This window comes from Candidatus Terasakiella magnetica (genome assembly GCF_900093605.1).
Lineage (GTDB): Bacteria > Pseudomonadota > Alphaproteobacteria > Rhodospirillales > Terasakiellaceae > Terasakiella > Terasakiella magnetica.
Window position 1 is genome coordinate 1 of the sequence record NZ_FLYE01000046.1, and the last position, 20,955, is coordinate 20,955.

Consider the following 20,955-nt stretch of genomic DNA (forward strand, 5'->3'; position numbering starts at 1 on the left):
CCCAGAAAATGACACGCCTGTGGTAGGTGAGATCACCTTGCCAGACGGTGTGGAATATAACACCTATACATTGACTGAGGAGCAGCTTCTGGCTAATGCCACAGACATTGATGGCGATAGTCTTGAGGTCACTGAAGTTAGCGGTGGCACCAACCTTGCCATTACCGATAATGGCGATGGCACTTGGACGATCATTAGCTCTGAAGAAGGTCTTGAAGGCATCGACTTTAAGGTCACGGATGGCACGGAAACTGTTGAGCAATCCGCCACCATTAACTTTGCCGATGTGGATAACACAGCTGTTGATGATACAGCCTCAACCACACAAGGTGAGTCTGTGACGCTAAATGTTGCGGACCTTCTTGATAATGACAACATCATTGATGGCGGCACGATCACCTCTGTTCAAGGCGCTGAAAACGGCACGGTGAGCTTAAGTGAAGATGGCACCACCGTTACCTTCACACCTGCTGAGGGTTATGATGGCTCAGCGGCGAGCTTTACCTATACGGTGACAGATGAGGATGGGGAGACTACGACAGCGACCGTGAATGTTGATGTTGCTGATCTGGATAACACCCTTGTTGATGATGCGGCGAGCCTTAACGAGGATGGTTCTAAAACGCTGAATGTTCTCTCAAACGATCAGATCGTTGATGGCGGTGAAGTCACGAGCGTGAGCCAACCTGATAATGGCAGCGTGAGCATCAATGAGGATGGCACGGTGACCTATACACCAGATGAAGATTGGAACGGTACAGAAAGCTTCACTTATACAGTCACCGATGATGATGGCGAGACAGCCACAGCGACTGTGACCATGACGGTTAATCCTGAAAATGATGACCCGATTGTGGGTGAGATTGAGCTGCCCGCGGGTACGGAATATCAGACTTATACAGTTACGGAAGAACAGCTTCTTGCCAACACAACAGATGTGGACAGCAGTAACCTTGATGTGACGTCGATTACGGGCGGGTCTAACCTGACCATTAATGATAATGGCGATGGCACCTGGACGATTATCTCTGATGAGGAAGGCCTGGAAAGCATCGAGTTTACCGTCTCTGATGGTGAGAATGAGGTTAGCCAAACCACAACCATCAACTTTGCCGATGTGGATAACACAGCCGTTGATGACACAGCCTCAACCACACAAGGTGAGCCTGTGACGCTAAATGTTGCGGACCTTCTTGAGAATGACAACATCATTGATGGCGGCACGATCACCTCTGTTCAAGGCGCTGAAAACGGCACGGTGAGCTTAAGTGAAGATGGCACCACCGTTACCTTCACACCTGCTGAGGGCTATGATGGCTCAGCGGCGAGCTTTACCTATACGGTGACAGATGAGGATGGCGAGACCACGACAGCGACGGTGAATGTTGATGTTGCTGATCTGGATAACACCCTTGTTGATGATGCGGCGAGCCTTAACGAGGATGGTTCTAAAACGCTGAATGTTCTCTCAAACGATCAGATCGTTGATGGTGGTGAAGTCACGAGCGTGAGCCAACCTGATAATGGGACTGTGAGCATTAATGATGATGGCACGGTGACCTACACACCAGATGAAGATTGGAACGGTACAGAAAGCTTCACTTATACAGTCACCGATGACGATGGCGAGACAGCCACAGCAACTGTGACCATGACGGTTAATCCTGAAAATGATGATCCGATTGCGGTTGATGATATTTCTACGACTGATGAAGATCAGCCTGTTGTGATTAATCTGTTGGGTAATGATACTGACCTTGATGGTGATACGTTAAGCATTACCAAGATTGATGGTCAGGATATTGTGGCGGGTGAAACCATTACATTGAGTGATGGTTCTGGCACAGTGACGCTCAATGATGATGGGACAGTGACCTATGATCCAGCAGATGATCTGGCTGGAGATGTGGACTTTAGCTACACTATTTCTGATGGGCAGGGTGGTACAGATACAGCAACAGCCACTGTGAGCATTGATGAAATTAATGATGGTCCGGTTGCCCTTGATGATGCCTTTAGCGGTCTTGAAGATAATGCCATTACCTTTACAGCCAATGACCTGTTGGGTAATGACAGCGATATTGATAGCGATGTCTTATCGGTTGCCCAAATCAATGGGGTGAGCCTTGAGAGCTTCCCATCTGAGGGCATGGACCTTGGGGATGGAACGCTTTCTTATGATAGTGAAAACGCCACCTTCACCTTTAATCCGACTGAGGATTGGAGTGGGACGGAAAGCCTGAGCTATACGGTTAGTGATGGTGAAGGCGGTTCTGCACAGGCAAATATCGCGCTGACAACCGAAGGGGTTGCTGATACGCCTGATCTCGCAGTTTCCATTGTGGAAAGTGATCATAGCGGTGATAGCGTGACGATTACCTTCCAAGGCAGTGATGCGGGGTATCACAACACATATGGCTATTATGTGCTGGATGAAAATGGCGAGCCAAGCACGGGCGAGATTATCTTTGCAGACCTCCATGACCAAAGCGTTGGGGACACATTTACGCTAGATGGTGTGAATGAGGATAATGTGGGCTTCTTCTTGATCTCTGATGGGGATGGAGAAAATGTTGGCTTGCTTAACGGTATGGATGTGAGCTTTGCCCAGGATGATGAGGGCAACTGGCAGGTGCTTGACCCAACGGGCACGTCATTAAACCATGATGACAATGGCGGGCTCTATTTCACCAATGAAGAGTTTAACGAAGATGGTCTAGACCATGCCTTTGATGATGGCGATGTGGCTGGGGAGCAAAATTGGGAAGATCAGGAAAGCCAGTATGGTGGCAATGACTTTGATTTCAATGATGCGTCCTTCAATGTGGATTGGGACTATACCAATACAGAAACCACTTATGATGTGAATATTTCAGCAGCCATCACGGATGATGATCTTTCTGAAACATTGAGTATCACCATTGATAGCTTCCCAGAAGGTGCGACCTTTAATATGGGTGAGATTGTTGATGGCAAGCTGGTGATTGAGGGCGAAGACCTTGATAACCTTGAAGATTTGACCATGACGGTTAGCGGTGAGGCTGAAGACTTCAATATTGATGTTACAGCAACGGCAACTGAACCAAACGGGTCAAGCGCAAGTACGTCCTTAACAGTTGGTCCAAACTTTGATCCAGATGCAATTGATGATCAGGCTTCTGTGACAGAAGGTCAGAGCATTACTATGGACCTGGTCAGCAACGATACGGACGCTGATGGCGATAGCTTGAACATCACTGAAATTGATGGTCAGGATATTGCGGTTGGTGAAACGGTTGATGTTGATAATGGCACGGTGACACTGAATGGGGATGGGTCCATTACCTTTGCAGCCGATAACGGTTATGAAGGGCCAGCGGACTTTAGCTACACCATTTCTGATGGTCAGGGTGGCACAGATAGCGCAACGGTGAACCTTGATATCACCGATGGCAATATCGCACCTGTGGCTGAAGATGACAGCGCAACAACTGATGAAGATACGGCTGTTACCATTGATCTGTTGGATAATGACAGTGATGCCAATAATGATAATCTGACCATCACCCAAATTGATGGACAAGATATTGCAGCGGGTGAAACCATTAACTTAAGCGATGGTTCCGGCAGCGTGACATTAAATGCAGATGGCACGGTCAGCTATGATCCAGCAGATGATATTAACGGTGAAGTGAACTTTGGCTACACGGTTACTGACCCTGAAGGTATGAGCGATAGCGCAACGGTCACCGTGGAAATCGAAGCTGAAAATGATGGCCCGGTTGCCAATGCCGATAGTGCGGACACATTAGAAGATAACGCAGTTACCTTTAATCCACTTGGTAATGATACAGACGTTGAAAATGATGCGCTTAGCATTACACAAATTGATGGTCAGGATATTGTTGCTGGTGGCACTGTTGATGTAGGTAACGGGACTGTTGAATTAAATGAAGATGGTACAGTTACCTTCACACCAGATGAGCATTATGCAGGTACAGAAAGCTTTGATTATACGGTTTCGGATGGTCAAGGCGGAACGTCCACTGCAACAGCAACTGTGGATGTTGAGGCCGATGCCGATGCACCATTGATCAGCATCGATATCGGCTCACCAGAAGCCGTTAGCGGTGATGGCGGTGTTGCCGGTGGTACAGTCACAGGTGATGATGTTAGCAATGGCACTGTCAGTGGGGTGACGATTTCCGGTCTGGATTCAGAAGGGAACCCTTCTCCTGTTGAACAAGTGGTCAACGGTCATGGCGATGGCATTGGTGTTGCGGGTCATACAACAGGTTCAAAAGACCTGTTGGGGTATGACAGCCGCGAAGATGCCAGTGAAACATTGATCTTTGAGTTTGATGAAGATGTAAATAACGTCAGCTTTGATGTGGAACAGTTCGGTGAAGGTGGCAACGGTAATAACGCCAGCTATGAGCAAGGCACATGGGAAGCTTATGATGATGGTCAATTGGTGGCCTCTGGCACATTTGACGGGCTTGGCTTAAATAATGCCGATGATACGGCCTCTGTCACCATTGATGGGGTGAGCTTTGATAAGCTGGTGGTACAAGCTGATACGACTATTAATGCCGATGGCTCAACAGCGGCGGGCGATTCAGACTTTGCCATTAACAATCTGGAATTCACCCATGCAGATGCAACGGGTGAGGTTGAATATTATGATTACCCACTTGATGTGTCTGCCCAGCTTGTGGACCAAGATGGTTCGGAAAGTCTGTCTGATGTGAGCTTAACTGGCCTGCCTGAGGGAGCTATTTTGAGCCAGGATGGTGTTGAAATTACCATCACCGATGGTAGCGCGACACTTTCTTCGGGTGATCTGGATGGTTTGAGCTTGCGTGTGCCTGCTGATGCAGATGACTTTAGCCTTGAAGCTTCTGTCACCACAACAGACAGTAATGGCGATCAGGAAACATCCGTTGCCAATGACAGTGCAATTGTACCGGATATGGATATTAATAATGATCCGGTTGCTAATGCAGATAGTGCTGAGGTGCTTGAAGATAATTCTGTCACCTTCTTCCCAATGGGCAATGACACTGATGCAGATGGCGATGAGCTCAGCATCACACAGGTTGCGGGCCAAGATATTGTTGCAGGTGGTTCTGTTGACATTGGTGACGGGGTTGTAACTCTGAATGAAAATGGCAGCGTTACTTTCACACCAGATGGTGATTATTCCGGTACAGAGACCTTTGAATATACGGTTTCTGATGGTCAAGGGGGTTCGCAAACCGCGATTGCCACAGTTGAAGTGGAAGCCGATGCAGATGTGCCTGACCTTACTGTTAGCCTTGGTGAAGGTGAAACAACCACAACAGGTGGCAGCCCAGTTGATGTGACCATTAACAGCGATAATGTTACAAGCAGTGAAAATGGCTTTAGCGTAACAGGGCGTTCCATCAATAGCGATGGTACACTTTCTGATGCCTCTAGTGACAATATCGACTTTAATTCAAGCCCACTTGGCTTTGGTGTTGAAGGTAGTGCTTCTGGGGCAAACTCGGAAATTGGCTATAGCGATAACCATGAAGTCTCTGAAGAGCTGATCGTTGATTTTGATACGGATGTATCTTCCATTGATGTATCTGTTGCATGGCTCAATGGTGGAGAAGATGCAGTTTACACCATGTATAATGATGGTGTTGAAGTCGGCTCTGGCCTGATTGACGGCGGGAGTGACGGGATCGATCCTGCCATTACGCTTACAGCTGATGGCAATGCGGACTTTGACCAAGTTGTCTTTAGCGCCCCTGATAGCGGGGACGACTTCCTGATCCATTCAATCGACTTTGTCGCCTCAGACGGTGGTGAGACAACAACGACTTATCCGTTAAATATTACTTCTAACCTAAATGATACAGACGGTTCAGAAAGCCTGAGCCTGATTGTGGACGGCTTGCCTGAAGGTGCAGTTCTTTCAGCAGGTACGCAAAATGAAGATGGGAGCTGGACATTAAGTGCAGATGATCTTGATGGGTTGAATGTAACAGTGCCAGGCGATGCAGGTAGCTTTAGCGTTGAAGTATCTTCTACTGCGATTGAAAATTCAAATGGGGATAGTGAGACAGTTACAGCTTCTGTGAATGTTGAACCAAATGTTGGCCCTGAAGCACAAGATGATAGCTTCACGGCAACTGAGGATGTTGGGGAGACCTTTGATCTTGTTGCCAATGACAGTGATGCAAATGGCGATAGTCTGACCATCACGCAAATTGGTGGTGCAGATATTGGGGTTGGTGAAACGGTTGAGGTTGAAAATGGCTCTGTCACGCTTAATGCCGATGGTTCCATCAACTTTATGCCAAGCTCAAACTTCAGTGGCGATGTCAGCTTTGATTACACTGTCAGTGATGGTCAAGGTGGTAGCGATACCGCAACAGCCACCATTGATGTTGAAGGCGTGGCTGATGGGGTCAGTGTTGGTGTTGATATCGGCGCAGGTTCGGTTCAAACCACGGTGCTTTCCGGTGAGACAGCCACCCTGACAGAAAGCAACTATGATAGCCTAGATGGTGTGACGATCACGGGCTCTGATGAAGGCACAACAAGCAGCAGCGTTGTGCGCACGGAAAGTTCCGGTGGCGGCTGGTTCGGTATTGAGAATGGTGGCGGTGATAAAGCTATTCAAGATAATGAACAGCTAATCGTCTCATTTGATAATGATATCTCCGATGCCACAATCAAGTTCAAAAGCCTTGGTAATAATGATGAAGGCAACTACACACTTTATAACAATGGGGTGGTTGTTGGTTCTGGCAATATTGGCTCAGATGATGATACCCTTGCGATTGCAGGTGATAACAATCAGGCCTTTGATCAGATCGTTATTGAAGGTGACAGCGGTAAATTCAAAGTTAAAAACATTGAATATAGCGAAGCTGGGGGGACGCTGACTTCTGTTGAATATCCGGTCACCTTTGCTTTAACCATGCATGATGATAGCGAAGCCCTTGTGGGTGGCGGCTTAAGTGTTGATCTTTCAACCGTGCCACATGGTTCTGAGTTAACCATTGGTGATGCAACAATTACGGTTTCTGATAACGGGACAATCTCGGTTACTTCTGGGGATGATGTGAGTGTCGATGGCACGACCATGATGATCCCAAGTGGCACATTGGGTGAGGACCTGAGTGTTTCTGGTACATTGAGTGTTCCAGCGGATGACAGCGCGCATCATGATACGTTTGACCTAACCGCAACGGCACAAAGCGTTGACGGTACGGATACCAGCCTTGAGGCCATGGATCTGGATGTTGCAGGTACAAGCACAGATGAGATCGGCACTGCAGGTGATGATATCTTAAGTGCCAGTGGTAGTGAGGATGCCATTCTTTCAGGCCAAGCTGGTGATGATGTTCTCAACGGTGGTGACGGAAACGACATTCTGCTTGGCGGTGAGGGGGCTGACACCATGATCGGTGGTGGCGGTAATGATACCTTCATGGCCCCAGATGATGCTGCCGATGATGTGATGAACGGTGGCGCAGGTGAAGACCTCTTTATCTTTAACTCGCAAGGTAACGCCGGAACCAGTGGTAACGATTGGGTTGATGGTGGTGAGGACTTCGATACCATCCAGCTTAATGGTACAGAAGGCTGGACAATGACCATCACAGGCGTCGACGGCGGCGAAGAAGTTATTTCTTCGGATGGGGCGCAAATGAGCGATTATCAAGATGTATCCGGCCTTACAGGTCAGATCGAATTCGAAGATGGCTCAACCGTTCTCTTCGAAGGTGTCGAAAAAGTCGAATGGTAATCCATTCACACGTAACAAAAGGGTCGTTGATGAAAATTCAGCGGCCCTTTTTTCATTGCACGGCCTCTTTATTTTTGGTCTTCTTAGTTCATGAAAGAATTACTCCAACCAGCTTATGACAAAATTGGCAAGTTTGATGTGAAAAGGGTTATCCGTTCAACGGGAAGCTCTGATCTTTATGAATGCTATGATCCTGATTTGGATATCAAAGTTGCCCTTAAGATATTCATCATCAAAAAGAGGTTGATGGATAAATTGCCATACAGTCGTGAAAGCTGGCAAAGACGTTTTATCAATGAAGCAAGGTTGCTTGCGCGCATTGACCATCCCCATGTTATAGGCGTGCGGGAATTATCCTCATGGGAGGGTTTGCCTTATTATGTGATGCCTTATATTGAGACAAACCTGCTTTTTGAAATGGGCAGGGATGGGGATAAAGAAGATTATGCAGCTGAAGTGCAACATGCCCCAGAAGCTCAAAAGCTGAGCGTTGCCCGTTCTTGTGAAATCCTGTTTCAAACGGCCAGTGCCTTGGCTGCCTTTCACGGGCGCGGGTTGGTTCATCGCGACATTAAGCCAGCGAATATTTTACTGACCAAGCTCCATACAGGCTTGGTAAAGCTATGTGACCCGGGCATGGTGAAATTTCCCAAGAGTGAAGAGTCTCAAGCAGGCTATTGGGTTGGAACAGAAGACTTCATTGCGCCAGAGCAAAAGCGCAGCGCAAAAGATGTGGATGCACGCGCAGATATCTATGCCTTGGGCGTGTTAGGTTATCGCATGTTGGTGGGTGAGTTGCCCGGTGGTGTGTTTAGCGGGCCAAAAGAAGAAGTGGCTGAGGTGCCTGATAGTTTAAATGATTTGATCATGCGCTCTATGTCGCGAAAAGTGAAAAGACGCCCGATGAATGCATTGGAATTTTTAAAAGAGATCGCCCCCATTCGGGCACAGGTCCGCACAAGCCAAGGAGTAAATAATGGCTGATTTTCTTGAAAAACTGAAAAGCTGGCGCCTGCCTTGGCGCGAGATTGCCACCAGTGGCACGACAAGTGAGTTACCTGAGCTGGAAGAACATTTACCGGATCATCAGATTGATCAGGTCCATGAACAGATGATGGCGTGCCTTCAATCAAAGGGTGGGGAAGTCTCCGCACGTCAACGCGCCGCGGCCCTTGGCGAGGGATATCTTGGATTAAATGAAGAAGGGCGCAAACGGTTTTTAAAAATTCTGGCAGATGATTTTGGCACGGACCGCGATGTGGTGGCGCAATCTATTTACAATTTTCAAAGTGCAGAAGATGAAGATGCCAAATGTAGCTACGAAATCGAACTTCGCCGTAACCTAGAACCTGCGCGCATGACCTTGTTGCGCCAATTCAACGCCTTGCCCCAAGGGGTGAAATTTCTTGTGGATTTACGCGCTGAATTGATGGCAATGGCGCGCGAAGATGCCAGTTTAAAAGTGGTGGAGCGCGACTTAAAAGATATTCTCATTTCATGGTTTGATGTGGGCTTTTTGGAACTGCGCCGCATCACATGGGATTCACCTGCCAGCGTTTTGGAAAAAATTATTGAATATGAAGCAGTTCATTCCATTCAAAGCTGGTCGGATTTAAAAAACAGATTGGCGAGGGACCGTCGCCTCTTTGCCTTTTTCCACCCCCGCATGCCGGATGAACCACTCATCTTTGTTGAGGTCGCCCTTGTGAATGGCATGGCCGATAATGTGCAGGCTTTACTTGATGAAGACGCCCCATTGTTAGACCCCCATGATGCGGATACAGCCATTTTCTATTCGATCTCTAACGCACAAGCGGGTTTGGCTGGTATTAGTTTTGGGAATTTTCTGATTAAGAAAGTTGTGGGTAATCTGTCCCAAGATTTGCCGAACTTAAAGACCTTTGCCACCTTGTCACCTGTGCCCGGCTTTCGCAAATGGTTGGATAAGGTTTTGGCAGAAGGCGATAGTAGTTTATTGCAAAACCAAGAGCGCGAGGCTTTAAAGGCTGCCAGTGGTCAAAAAGGTGCCAAAGGTGGCTTGAAGCATTTGTTAGAGCAGCCTGATTGGCATGAAGAGGAAGCCGCCCATGATGCGCTCAAAAGCCCCTTGATGCGTTTGGCAGCGCGTTATTTGACTGAAGCCAAGCGTAAAGGTACACGCCCGCTTGACCCTGTTGCCCATTTTCATTTAAGCAATGGCGCGCGTATGGAACGTTTAAACTGGCTTGGGGATGTCTCTGAAAAAGGCATGAAACAAGCTGGGGGGTTGATGATCAATTATCTTTATAAGCTCAAGGATATTGAGAAAAATCACGAAGCCTATAGTGCGGTGGGTAAGATCATTACCTCCAGCCAGATCAAGACATTGAAAAAAGGATAACGAGTGTGAGTGCAGCCCAAACCCTTCGCCAGCTTTTAGAAAGTGATGACTTTTTAATGATGCCGTGTTGCTTTGATGGCATGAGTGCCAAACTGGTGGAACGCGCAGGCTACCCCTTGACCTTTATGAGTGGATTTTCAGTTTCAGCAGCTCGAAATGCACTGCCTGATACGGGCTTGTTGTCTTATGGGGAAATGGTGGAACAGGGCCGTTCCATCTGTCAGGCAACCAGCCTGCCTGTCATCGGTGATGGGGATACGGGCTATGGCAATGCGTTAAATGTGAAACGCACGGTGCAAGGTTATGCTCAGGCTGGTTTTGCAGGCATCATGATTGAAGATCAAGTTTCACCAAAACGTTGCGGCCATACGAGGGGTAAGAAAACAGTTGGGTTTGAGGAAGCTTGCATGCGCATTCAGGCCGCGGTTGATGCGCGCAATGAAGGCGCTGATATTTTGATCATGGCACGCAGTGATGCGCGCGAAACCGAAGGCATGGATGAAGCCATCAAGCGCATGAAAGCGTTTGAAGAAATCGGCGCTGATATCCTGTTTTTAGAAGCCCCGCAATCGGTTGAAGAAATGCAACGGTTTTGCACAGAAATTAAGGGTGCAAAAATGGCAAATATGGTGGAGCAGGGCAAAACACCCGTACTACCCCCACAAGAGCTGCAAGACATGGGCTATAAGATTGCCGCCTATCCCTTAACCCTGATGCTCTCAGCCCTACAAGCCATGGAAAAAGCGCTTGAGGAGCTAAAAACAGGGGCGCACCCGTCAAACCTTGCCAGTTTTTCACACCTACAAGAAGTCATTGGTTTTCCTGAATATTATGCAGCGGAAGAACAATATAAGATCGAGTAGGTTTTTTCATATCGATTGAAAAGAGAGTAGGCCAAGAGCTTGTTTAGCTCCTGAATAGGGGGGCTTTAATGAGGGGGTATATAGAGGCACTCAGAAACGGACTTGGCTGTTAGCCAGTGTTTTCCAGCTCTCTTTTTTCAGCAAAGAGGTTAAATTCTTCAATGCGCAAAGGGCGGCTGTAATAATAACCCTGACCAAGCTGGCAGCCTTTTTCTCTCAAGAAATTATTATGTTCAAGCGTTTCAATACCTTCACCAACCACTTCAAGGTTGAGGCTTTGGGCCATGGTGAGGATGGCCGCGACCATGGCGGCATCTTCAGGATTGCTCGTGACGTCACGCACGAACATGCGGTCTATTTTTAGCGTATCAAGCGGGAAGCGTTTGAGATAGTTCAAGCTGGAATAGCCTGTACCAAAATCATCAATAGACAGGCGCACACCCATTTTCTTGAGCTCATGAAGCATGACAAGTGCTTCATCAAGGTTCTCCATCATCAAGGTTTCGGTGATCTCAAGAGAAAGCTGGTTGGGATCAAAGCCTGTTCTGTCTAAAACCCCTTTGACAACATCGGGCAAGTTCTGTTCTCTAAACTGGCGACTAGACAGGTTGATGCTGACGCGAAACGGGGTTTGAGACTGTCGTGACCAATCTTGAATTTCACGACAGGCGGTTTCTAAAACCCATTCCCCAATAGGCATAATGAGGTGGTTTCTTTCAGCCAGTGGAATAAACTGTTCTGGTGAGACAAGGCCGCGCTCAGCACTGTGCCAACGCACCAAAGCCTCGGCACTTTTCATCTGTCCTGTTTTGATATCCACAATGGGCTGATAGACCACATGAAATTCATCAAAGCTCTGCACCGCTTTGCGTAAATCACGCTCAATGGCGCGTTTGGCTTGGGCTTTTGCATCCAGCTCAGGGGTGAAGAAATGATAGGTGTTGCGCCCGGACTCTTTGGCCTTATTCATGGCACTGTCGGCGTTTCTTAAAAGCGTTTCCACATCATCGCCATCACCGGGCCATGAACACACCCCAATGGAGCAGGAAATATGGATTTCCTCATTTTCAATATCAAAGGGGCGATCCAGAGAATTTAAAATTTCCTGTGCCGCCAGACGGATTTCTTCATTGTCTTTAATATCAGGAATAACAGCTGTAAATTGGTCACCACTGAAGCGCGCAACGGTTACATTCTCATCAAATGTTTTGCTAAAGCGAATGGCAACTTCTTGCAGGAGCTTATCGCCTATAGTGTGACCCAAGGTGTCGTTAATCACTTTAAAACCATCTAGCCCGATAAAGAGAAGGGCCGTTTCAGAGCCTTTTTGACCAGAGGTGTAAAGCGCGCTGATGAAGTGATTAAGAAACAGGTTCCAGTTGGGCAGGTCTGTAATCAGGTCGTAATTACTGCGACGCTCAAGGCGTTCTTCTGTTTCTTTTTCATGAGTAACATCACGAAAGAAGAACACATAATTTGCCATGTCCAGATCGTCGCTATCCAGACTTTGGATATGGGTATCTGCACAATAAACATCACCCATTTTGCCTTCATTCCAAAGGATGCCCTCCCAGTGACCTTCTTGTTCAAGGCTGGTCTGCACCGCAGGCCAAAGTTCACCACGCTTGTGATGGGCAATCATCCCATTAATGGGGAAAAACTGAACGTCACTTTCATCATAACCCGTCAGCTCACTAAAGGCTGGGTTGATACTAATGATCTGATAGTTGGCATTTACAAGCGCAATAGGTTGAGTGGCAGATTGAAAAACAGATGACAACATACGATAGCGCGCGACTTCACGGCGCTGGGCAACCAGTTTCCCTTTAAGAGAGGCAATCTCTCTTTTTAAACTTTCAATGTCTTGTGTCATCGATATCTATATGCGCGGTTAGTTCTTTTAATTTAGAATTATTTTAGACTATAGATTTGCAAGTGACCAGAGTCAAAAACTGCGCAAAAGGATAATACCGATTGCGCAGTTTTTAAAGGCTATATTATAGAAAACTTATTTCAAAGCGGCACAAGCGCGTTGGATACGTGTGCAGGCTTCTGTCAAAGCTTCGTTGCTTGTTGCATATGAAACACGGAAATGTGGGGAAAGGCCAAAGGCCTCGCCATGAACCGCTGCAACACCTTCAGTTTCCAAAAGGTAAGTGACAAAGTCTTCGTCCGTTTCAATCTTTTTGCCATCTGGTGTGGATTTGCCCATAAGGCCCGCACAAGATGGATAAACATAAAAAGCACCTTCAGGTGTTTGACACTCAAGGCCTTCAGCTTCATTAAGCATTTTAACCACAAGGTCACGACGGCCTTTAAAGACGTCATTATGCTTGGCAACAAAATCATGCGGGCCGTTTAGGGCTTCAACAGCAGCAGCTTGCGCGATTGAGCAAGTGTGCGTTGTGCTTTGTGACTGGATCTTGTTCATCGCTTTGATGATTTCAAGAGGACCCGCCGCATAGCCCACACGCCAGCCTGTCATGCAATAGGCTTTAGATACACCGTTCAGTGTAAGTGTGCGATCAAACAGTTTTGGCTCAACTTGTGCAGGTGTTACAAACTCAAAATCATCATAAACGATGAGTTCGTACATATCATCTGTCATCACACGCACATGGTCGTGTTTCACTAGCACGTCTGTCAGGGCTTTCATCTCATCGCGCGAATAAGCGGCACCAGTTGGGTTAGATGGTGAGTTCAAGATCACCCATTTTGTCTTTGGTGTAATCGCGGCTTCAAGGTCAGCGGCTTGCAGTTTGAAGTTATTGTCAGCCGTACAATCAATAAAGACAGGCTCGCCACCCGCCAGTAGGGTAATGTCAGGGTAGGACACCCAATATGGTGCGGGGATGATAACTTCATCACCCTCATTAAGCGTTGCCATCAAAGCGTTATAGATGGTCTGCTTACCACCACAACCAACTGAAATTTGGTCAGGTGTATATTCAAGGTCGTTATCACGTTTTAGCTTGTCACAGATTGCTTGGCGCAGCTCAGGCGTACCAGCTACAGCCGTGTAGCGGGTTTTGCCATCGTTCATTGCTTGAACAGCAGCGTCGATGATGTTTTGCGGTGTGGCAAAGTCAGGCTCACCCGCACCAAGGCCGATAACATCACGACCAGCAGCTTTTAATTCAGCAGCTTTTGTGGAAACAGCAATGGTTGGGGAAGGTTTGATGCGAGACAGTTTGTCGGCAAGAAAAGACATGATATCACGAGACCTTTTCAAATAGGTATGATTAACGAAAAAAGATCGATCAGGTGTGATTATAGAACCATCGACCCGTTTGTATCCGACCCTACGCTTGCGCGCCTTTTGACGCAAGTTTTAATGGCGGTTTTATGACATTTTCTTATGCGCATAGATAGATTGTTATGATTCCAAAAAAAATGTAATATCGTGATATGCTCAAAAGTTTTACGACTCTTTTTATCTCTCTTTGGTTTTGTACATTCACAGTGCAGGCTGAAGATGTTGATGTGCGGGTTTTCTATTCTGATATCGCCGGTATGAGCATGGAAGGTGACCAGCAAAAAGGCATGGGGCGTGAACTGCTGGAAACAGCCCTCAATGCGGCAGGTTTATCCTATGAAACCAGGTTTTTGCCTTGGTCAAGGTTGTTGAAAACGGCTTCGCGTGACCCAAAAGCCTTGATGTTACCCCTTGGGCGCACGGAGCAAAGAGAAAAAAGCTATCGATGGATCAGGCCAATTTTTGAGGCTGAGATCGGTTTTGTTTCCCTGTTTCAGCCCATTGATGATTTTGAAACGGCAAAAAGCTTAAGCAGTATTGGTGTCTGGAAAGACACATTCTTTGAGACCATACTGGTTAAAAAAGGCTTTAAAAATCTTGCTCACTTCAATGATGATGAACAGTTAGGAAAATTGTTTCTCACGGGTCGAACAGGTGCATGGTATGGCGAGCTTAATGAAAGCCGCTACCGTCTTAAATCCTACCAAGATCAAAATGATTTGAAAGAGCTCGAAATCTATTTTGGCAAACCCGTAACAGCTATTCAGGCATGGCTTGTGGCGGGTAAAGAGTTTGACCCTGTCAAATCTGAAAAGATCAATGCAGCCTTGAATGCCTTATATCTATCGGGTTTTGCCGACGAGCTTTATGCCAAATATTATGATTTTGACACAGGCAACAGTCATTAAAAGCTGCCTTGAAATGAGGAGCGAAATAATAGGTAATTTATCGCCCCTCTTTATCAAGAAAAGATATGGTTAGTCCTCTACATCTAATTCTTGTTCGGTTGTACGAATAATGCGTGGGTCCCATTGAAGGAGCTCATCATTTTTTCCTTCATAGTCAACTTCTGAGAGGAAATAACGAATGGCATTGATACGGGCACGTTTTTTATCGTCAGACTTTACGATTGTCCAAGGGGCCTCTTTGGTATCTGTATAGAAGAAAACATCCTTTTTGGCTTTTGTGTAGGCAGCCCATTTATTCTGGGATTCTTTATCCACAGGAGAAAGCTTCCATTGCTTTAAAGGGTCATTTTCACGACTGGCAAAACGTCGCGCCTGTTCCGTTTTTGAAACGGAGAAATAGAATTTAAACATCTTTAGGCCAGAGCGATAAAGAATGCGCTCAAATTCCGGTACACTGCGCAGAAACTCTTTGACTTCATCTGGGTCGCAAAATTTCATAACGCGTTCAACCATGCCACGGTTATACCATGAGCGATCAAAGAGAACGATTTCACCTGCCGTTGGGAGGTGTTGCACATAGCGTTGGAAATACCATTGGTTACGCTCGCGGTCTGTTGGCTTTTCAAGGGCAACGACTTGGCAACCACGTGGGTTGAGGTGCTCAATAAACCGTTTGATCGTGCCACCTTTTCCCGCTGCATCGCGACCTTCAAAAATGGACAGAATTTTCTGTTCACTTTCTTTTACGGAGTTCTGCATTTTCAAAAGTTCAACATGCAGTGGTGCAATGATTTCAAGATAGTCAGCTGTCTTTAATTTACCAATAGGGGCATCTGGGTCATCAAGCTGATCAATTGGGCGGCCATTAAGCAAACCTGTACCCATTTGTTTGATGCGTTTTTTCGCATCTTTTTTGCCTTTGAATTTTTCAGCATCGCGCCCTGCAGGTCTTATTTTTTCAAGCTCTTCAGTTGCAATAAATTCCTGTTCCATCAGGGCATCATCTTTTGTATCCGCATCAAGCTGAACGATATCTGCTGATGACTGTTTTGCTTTTGTAGATGTTTTTGTCGTTGCCATTATATATTTATCCTCTACATGTGTCTAAATCGATTCCTATCGCAATGTAGCAGATTTTTATGAGTAAAACTTTATCTAGATCAAATTAGCTCTAAAAAAGGGCGTGATATTTTGATATATCAAAGGGTATGGAAAACGAAACAGTCTTTACACCGCCTAAGCATCCCGTCCCCAAAGGGGGGAAGCCTTTTAAACTGGTCAGCGATTTTGAACCCGCCGGCGATCAGCCCGAAGCCATTGCCGATTTGGTCAAAGGCATTGAGGAAGGTGAAAAAGATCAGGTTCTTTTGGGGGTTACAGGTTCGGGGAAAACCTTCACCATTGCCCATGTGATTGAAAAGCTGCAACGCCCGGCTGTTGTGCTCGCGCCAAACAAGACATTGGCGGCCCAGCTTTATAGCGAGATGAAAAGCTTCTTTCCCGATAATCATGTGGAATATTTTGTTTCCTTTTATGATTATTATCAGCCCGAAGCTTATGTGGCAAAGACCGATACTTACATTGAAAAAGACAGCTCCATTAACGAGCAAATCGACCGGATGCGCCATGCTGCCACACGGTCCTTATTAGAGTATCGCGATACTATCATTGTGGCCTCGGTTTCCTGTATCTACGGTATTGGCGCGGTTGAGACCTATTCAGAAATGACGCTTTCCATTGAAGCCGGTGGTGAATATGACGTGCGTGATATGATGAAGGGCTTGGTGGAGCTGCAATATCAACGCAATGATAACAGCTTTCAGCGCGGCAGTTTTCGCGTGCGTGGGGATGTGATTGAAATCTTCCCGTCTCACTTTGAAGACCGCGCATGGCGTTTAAGCTTTTTTGGGGAAGAGCTGGAAGATATCTGGGAGTTTGACCCGCTCACTGGCGAGAAGATCACCACCTTAGAAAAGATCACGGTTTATCCCAACAGCCACTATGTCACCCCACGCCCGACCTTGATGCAGGCGTCCAAAAAAATTAAAGCAGAAATGAAAGCCCGCGTGCAGTGGTTTCAGGAAAATAATAAATTACTGGAAGCTCAACGCATTCAAGAACGCACGACCTTTGATCTGGAAATGATCGAGACCACGGGGTTCTGCTCGGGCATTGAAAACTATTCGCGTTATTTAACAGATCGCGAAGAAGGTCAGCCACCGCCAACCTTGTTTGAATATCTGCCTGATGATGCCTTGTTGTTTGTGGATGAGAGCCATGTGGGGGTCTCGCAAATTGGCGGGATGTATCGCGGTGACTTTAACCGGAAAAGTAATTTATCCAGTTATGGTTTTCGCTTGCCGTCTTGTCTGGATAACCGCCCGTTAAAATTTGAAGAATGGGACCATATGCGCCCCCAAAGCGTGTTTGTTTCTGCCACCCCCGGGGATTGGGAGATGGAGCGCACAGGCGGGGTCTTTGCTGAACAGGTCATTCGCCCCACAGGGCTGATTGACCCCATCTGTATTGTGCGCCCGGTTGAAACCCAAGTTGATGATCTGCTTAATGAATGTAAGGAAACCGCAGCTAAGGGCGAGCGGGTGTTGGTCACCACCTTGACCAAACGCATGGCCGAAGACCTCACTGAATATTTCCACGAACAAGGCGTGCGGGTGCGCTATATGCATAGTGATATTGATACATTAGAGCGCATCGAAATTATCCGCGATTTACGCCTTGGTGCTTTTGATGTGCTGGTGGGCATCAACCTGTTGCGCGAAGGTTTGGATATCCCTGAATGTTCGGTTGTGGCAATTTTGGATGCGGATAAAGAAGGCTTCTTGCGCTCTAAACGCTCCTTGGTGCAGACCATTGGGCGTGCTGCGCGTCACATTAACGGGCGCGTGATCCTTTATGCCGATAAGATGACGCAAAGTCTGGATTACGCCATTGGCGAAACCAACCGTCGCCGCGCCAAACAGCAAGCCTATAACGAAGAACATGGCATCACCCCTAAGACGGTGAAATCCAACATCTCTAACGTTCTTGATGATGTTTCCCAAGGTGATTATGTGCATGTGGATACGGGCGCTGCGGGTGAAGAGCATTTAGTGGGCAAAGACTTAAAAACAGTCTTGGCTGATATGGATAAAAAGATGAAAGAGGCCGCCGCCAACCTCGAATTTGAAGAAGCCGCACGCCTTCGCGATGAAATCCGCCGCCTTGAAGCATCCGAGCTCGGCCTTGATCGCGCCGGCGTTGCCAAGGGTGCTGCCCAGCGTGCAGGTGTGGGCGCTAAAAAGAAGAAAAAGAAGCGTCGTGGACCGTGATTAAAATCACCAACACCGTCTTTATCGACGAGTCCGAGATTGAGGAAAAGTTTATCCGCAGTCCGGGCTCAGGTGGGCAGAAAGTCAATAAAACCGAAAGTGCGGTTCAGTTGCGTTTTAATGCGCGTGCGTGTCGTGTGCTTTCTTATGCTGTTTTTATGCGTTTGCAAAAGATTGCAGGGAGCCGGATGAGTAAAGACGGCGTGATTGTTTTAACCGCTCACACTCATCGTACACAGGAAATGAACCGGGCAGACGGGCTTGCGCGTTTGGTGAAAATGATTGCTCAAGCCTGTGTCAGCCCAAAGAAAAGGCGGGCAACAAAGCCGACGAAGGCGTCGAAAAAACGTCGCCTTGAGGGAAAGAAACGCACAAGCGACATAAAGAAAAGTCGTTCTAGGGTCAGGACCTATTAATTTATTGAGTTTGGCAGAGATGAATTTGAAGAAGGGTTAGGCATAGTCCCCGCAGAAGTACTTGTACTTTAAGGGGAGTATAACGACAGCTTTCTTCAAATTCATCCTGTCCCTCCGGGATTTATTAAAAATGCCACAAATACAGCGTCAAAGACTTTTGAAAGTACAAGTACTTCCTGCAAGTCATTTCCTTGCCTTGTGGTATTTTTAATAAACCAAACACATTAAATTAATAGGTCCTGACCCTAAGGTAAGTGACTATTAAAAAATAAACCTCAAGAAATCACGCCTGCATGATAGACTTGGCTTAGACTGATCAGCAAAAAGGTATGAAAAATGAACATGGAAGCGCTTTTCGCCCTTGTGGTGGCAACGGCCATTTTGGGGATGGTTCCCGGTCCTGTTGTGGCTGCACTGGTGGGGCGGGCTTTATTTAAGGGTGTTCAATCGACTTTTGGTGTTTTGGCTGGTGTGTTTGTCGGTGATCTGGTCTGGTTGCTGGCGGCTGTATCAGGGCTTGGCTATGTGGCGGCGAGTTACTCCACGCTTTTTCTGGTGATTAAATATGTCGGGGCGCTCTATCTGATTTATCTCGGCATTGGTGCGCTACGTCATGCGTTTGCCCAAAATATGGAAGTGAAAATCCCAAAAGAGGCCCGTAAAGGCGCAGGCTTTGTTACAGGCTTGCTGGTCACGTTGGGTAATCCGAAACTGGTGGTCTTTTATGTCGGTTTCTTGCCAAGTTTTATCGATATGCAAGCGCTTGCCTTTCAGGATGCGGTGATGGCGGCGATTTTGGTGCCGACCACTTTTTGTTTCATCAATTTCTGCTGGGCCTTTAGCGCATCTAAGGCCCGCAATCTGATGAAAGCACAAAAGCCCATGCGGGTCATGAACATGCTTTCTGGTGGTCTGTTAGTTGGGGCGGGCGCCTTTATGATGATTGAAGAATAGGAGAGTTTTTATGACATGGCTGAATGAAACCATGCGCCGGATTGAGGCTGATTATAACCGATCAGCTGACACCCACCTTATCCATCATCATGTGCCGGGCTGTGACGGTATTGATCTTTATTTTAAAGATGAATCGACCCATCCATCTGGCAGTTTAAAGCACCGCTTGGCGCGCTCCCTATTTCTTTATGGGGTCTGTAACGGGGTGATCAATGAAGGCACCACCATCATTGAATCCTCATCAGGTAGCACGGCAATTTCAGAGGCTTATTTCGCCCGTTTTCTTGGACTGCCTTTTATTGCGGTGGTGCCGAAAAATACCGCCAAAGCCAAGCTGGATCAGATTGAGTTTTTTGGGGGGAAATGTCATCTGGTGGACCCCAGCGATATTTATAGCGATGCCAAACGTCTGGCATTGGAGCTCGATGGTTATTATATGGACCAGTTCACCAATGCCGAGCGTGCAACAGATTGGCGCTCTAATAACAATATTGCCGATAGTATTTTCGCCCAGATGAGTGCGGAAAAATACCCGGTCCCCACATGGGTGGTGGTGAGCGCGGGCACGGGCGGGACATCTGCGACAATTGGGCGCTATAAACGTTATTACTCGCGCCAGTTTGGGGCAACCCAGCTTTGTGTGGCTGATCCTGATAACTCGGTCTTTTATGAGTATTATCATAAAGGGGATGAGAGCCTGACTTCGCCAAAAGGCTCACGCATTGAAGGCATTGGTCGCCCGCGTGTGGAACCTTCCTTTATCCGCACAGTGGTGGACCATATGGAGCATGTGCCCGATGCAGCCTCACTTGCTGCGATACATTTTTTAGAAAAAGAAATGGGGCGCAAATGCGGGGCTTCTACCGGAACAAACTTTTACGCCACCTTAAAGCTGATGTGTGAGATGAAATCCCGCGGGGAAAAAGGCAGTGTGGTCACCATGATCTGTGATCCCGGTGAGCGTTATAATGAGACCTATTATAATTCCGACTGGCTTGTTGCCCAAGGTTTTGACCTTCAGCCTCATCTTGAGCATATTGAGCAGGCCTATCGCACGGGCCAATGGGGGAAGGGGTAACTTGCA

At 47.1% G+C, this 20,955-nt stretch carries 12 protein-coding genes; 9 read left to right on the forward strand and 3 right to left on the reverse strand.

Going from position 1 to position 20,955, the window contains the following annotated elements; translation table 11 throughout:
• From MTBPR1_RS14500 to MTBPR1_RS14515, 4 genes are all read left to right on the forward strand, one after another.
• Window positions 1-7,765: cadherin-like domain-containing protein (locus tag MTBPR1_RS14500; protein ID WP_126465280.1), on the forward strand; the 7,765-nt coding region annotated here is incomplete at its 5' end.
• A gap of 90 nt (window positions 7,766-7,855) precedes the next feature.
• Window positions 7,856-8,749 (forward strand): serine/threonine protein kinase, encoded by an 894-nt coding sequence (locus MTBPR1_RS14505; protein WP_069189750.1) that lies wholly within the window; start codon window positions 7,856-7,858, stop codon window positions 8,747-8,749.
• Window positions 8,742-10,145 (forward strand): malonyl-CoA decarboxylase, encoded by a 1,404-nt coding sequence (locus MTBPR1_RS14510; RefSeq protein WP_069189751.1) that lies wholly within the window; start codon window positions 8,742-8,744, stop codon window positions 10,143-10,145. The genes MTBPR1_RS14505 and MTBPR1_RS14510 overlap by 8 nt, the downstream gene beginning before the upstream one ends.
• Window positions 10,146-10,150: 5 nt before the next feature.
• Complete coding sequence (locus MTBPR1_RS14515; protein ID WP_069189752.1) at window positions 10,151-11,008, forward strand: isocitrate lyase/PEP mutase family protein; 858 nt, start codon at window positions 10,151-10,153, stop codon at window positions 11,006-11,008.
• Between the two features lie 109 nt (window positions 11,009-11,117).
• Here the strand turns inward: MTBPR1_RS14515 and MTBPR1_RS14520 are convergent, their stop codons facing one another.
• The gene (locus tag MTBPR1_RS14520; protein WP_069189753.1) at window positions 11,118-12,881 is read right to left on the reverse strand and encodes a putative bifunctional diguanylate cyclase/phosphodiesterase; all 1,764 of its coding nucleotides are present in this window, start codon (window positions 12,879-12,881) and stop codon (window positions 11,118-11,120) included.
• Between the two features lie 135 nt (window positions 12,882-13,016).
• Entirely contained in the window at window positions 13,017-14,219 is a 1,203-nt protein-coding gene (locus MTBPR1_RS14525) for a pyridoxal phosphate-dependent aminotransferase (protein WP_069189754.1), read from the reverse strand.
• A 197-nt stretch (window positions 14,220-14,416) separates the two neighbouring features.
• Here MTBPR1_RS14525 and MTBPR1_RS14530 point away from each other — a divergent pair, with 197 nt between their 5' ends.
• Window positions 14,417-15,172: a substrate-binding periplasmic protein gene (locus tag MTBPR1_RS14530; RefSeq protein ID WP_069189755.1), complete on the forward strand. Its 756-nt coding sequence runs from the start codon at window positions 14,417-14,419 to the stop codon at window positions 15,170-15,172.
• Between the two features lie 69 nt (window positions 15,173-15,241).
• Here the strand turns inward: MTBPR1_RS14530 and ppk2 are convergent, their stop codons facing one another.
• Window positions 15,242-16,252, reverse strand: coding sequence for a polyphosphate kinase 2 (ppk2, locus tag MTBPR1_RS14535; RefSeq protein ID WP_126465282.1), 1,011 nt, complete (start codon window positions 16,250-16,252; stop codon window positions 15,242-15,244).
• Window positions 16,253-16,380: 128 nt separating this feature from the next.
• Here ppk2 and uvrB point away from each other — a divergent pair, with 128 nt between their 5' ends.
• From uvrB to MTBPR1_RS14555, 4 genes are all read left to right on the forward strand, one after another.
• Window positions 16,381-18,501 (forward strand): excinuclease ABC subunit UvrB, encoded by a 2,121-nt coding sequence (gene uvrB / locus MTBPR1_RS14540; protein WP_069189756.1) that lies wholly within the window; start codon window positions 16,381-16,383, stop codon window positions 18,499-18,501.
• Window positions 18,498-18,917 (forward strand): alternative ribosome rescue aminoacyl-tRNA hydrolase ArfB, encoded by a 420-nt coding sequence (arfB, locus tag MTBPR1_RS14545; RefSeq protein WP_069189757.1) that lies wholly within the window; start codon window positions 18,498-18,500, stop codon window positions 18,915-18,917. Before uvrB ends, arfB begins: the two co-directional genes overlap by 4 nt.
• A gap of 336 nt (window positions 18,918-19,253) precedes the next feature.
• On the forward strand, window positions 19,254-19,871 hold the full coding sequence (locus tag MTBPR1_RS14550; protein ID WP_069189758.1) for a LysE family translocator: 618 nt from the start codon (window positions 19,254-19,256) through the stop codon (window positions 19,869-19,871).
• Between the two features lie 10 nt (window positions 19,872-19,881).
• Complete coding sequence (locus tag MTBPR1_RS14555; protein WP_069189759.1) at window positions 19,882-20,949, forward strand: PLP-dependent cysteine synthase family protein; 1,068 nt, start codon at window positions 19,882-19,884, stop codon at window positions 20,947-20,949.
• The last annotated feature ends 6 nt before the right edge of the window (window positions 20,950-20,955 follow it).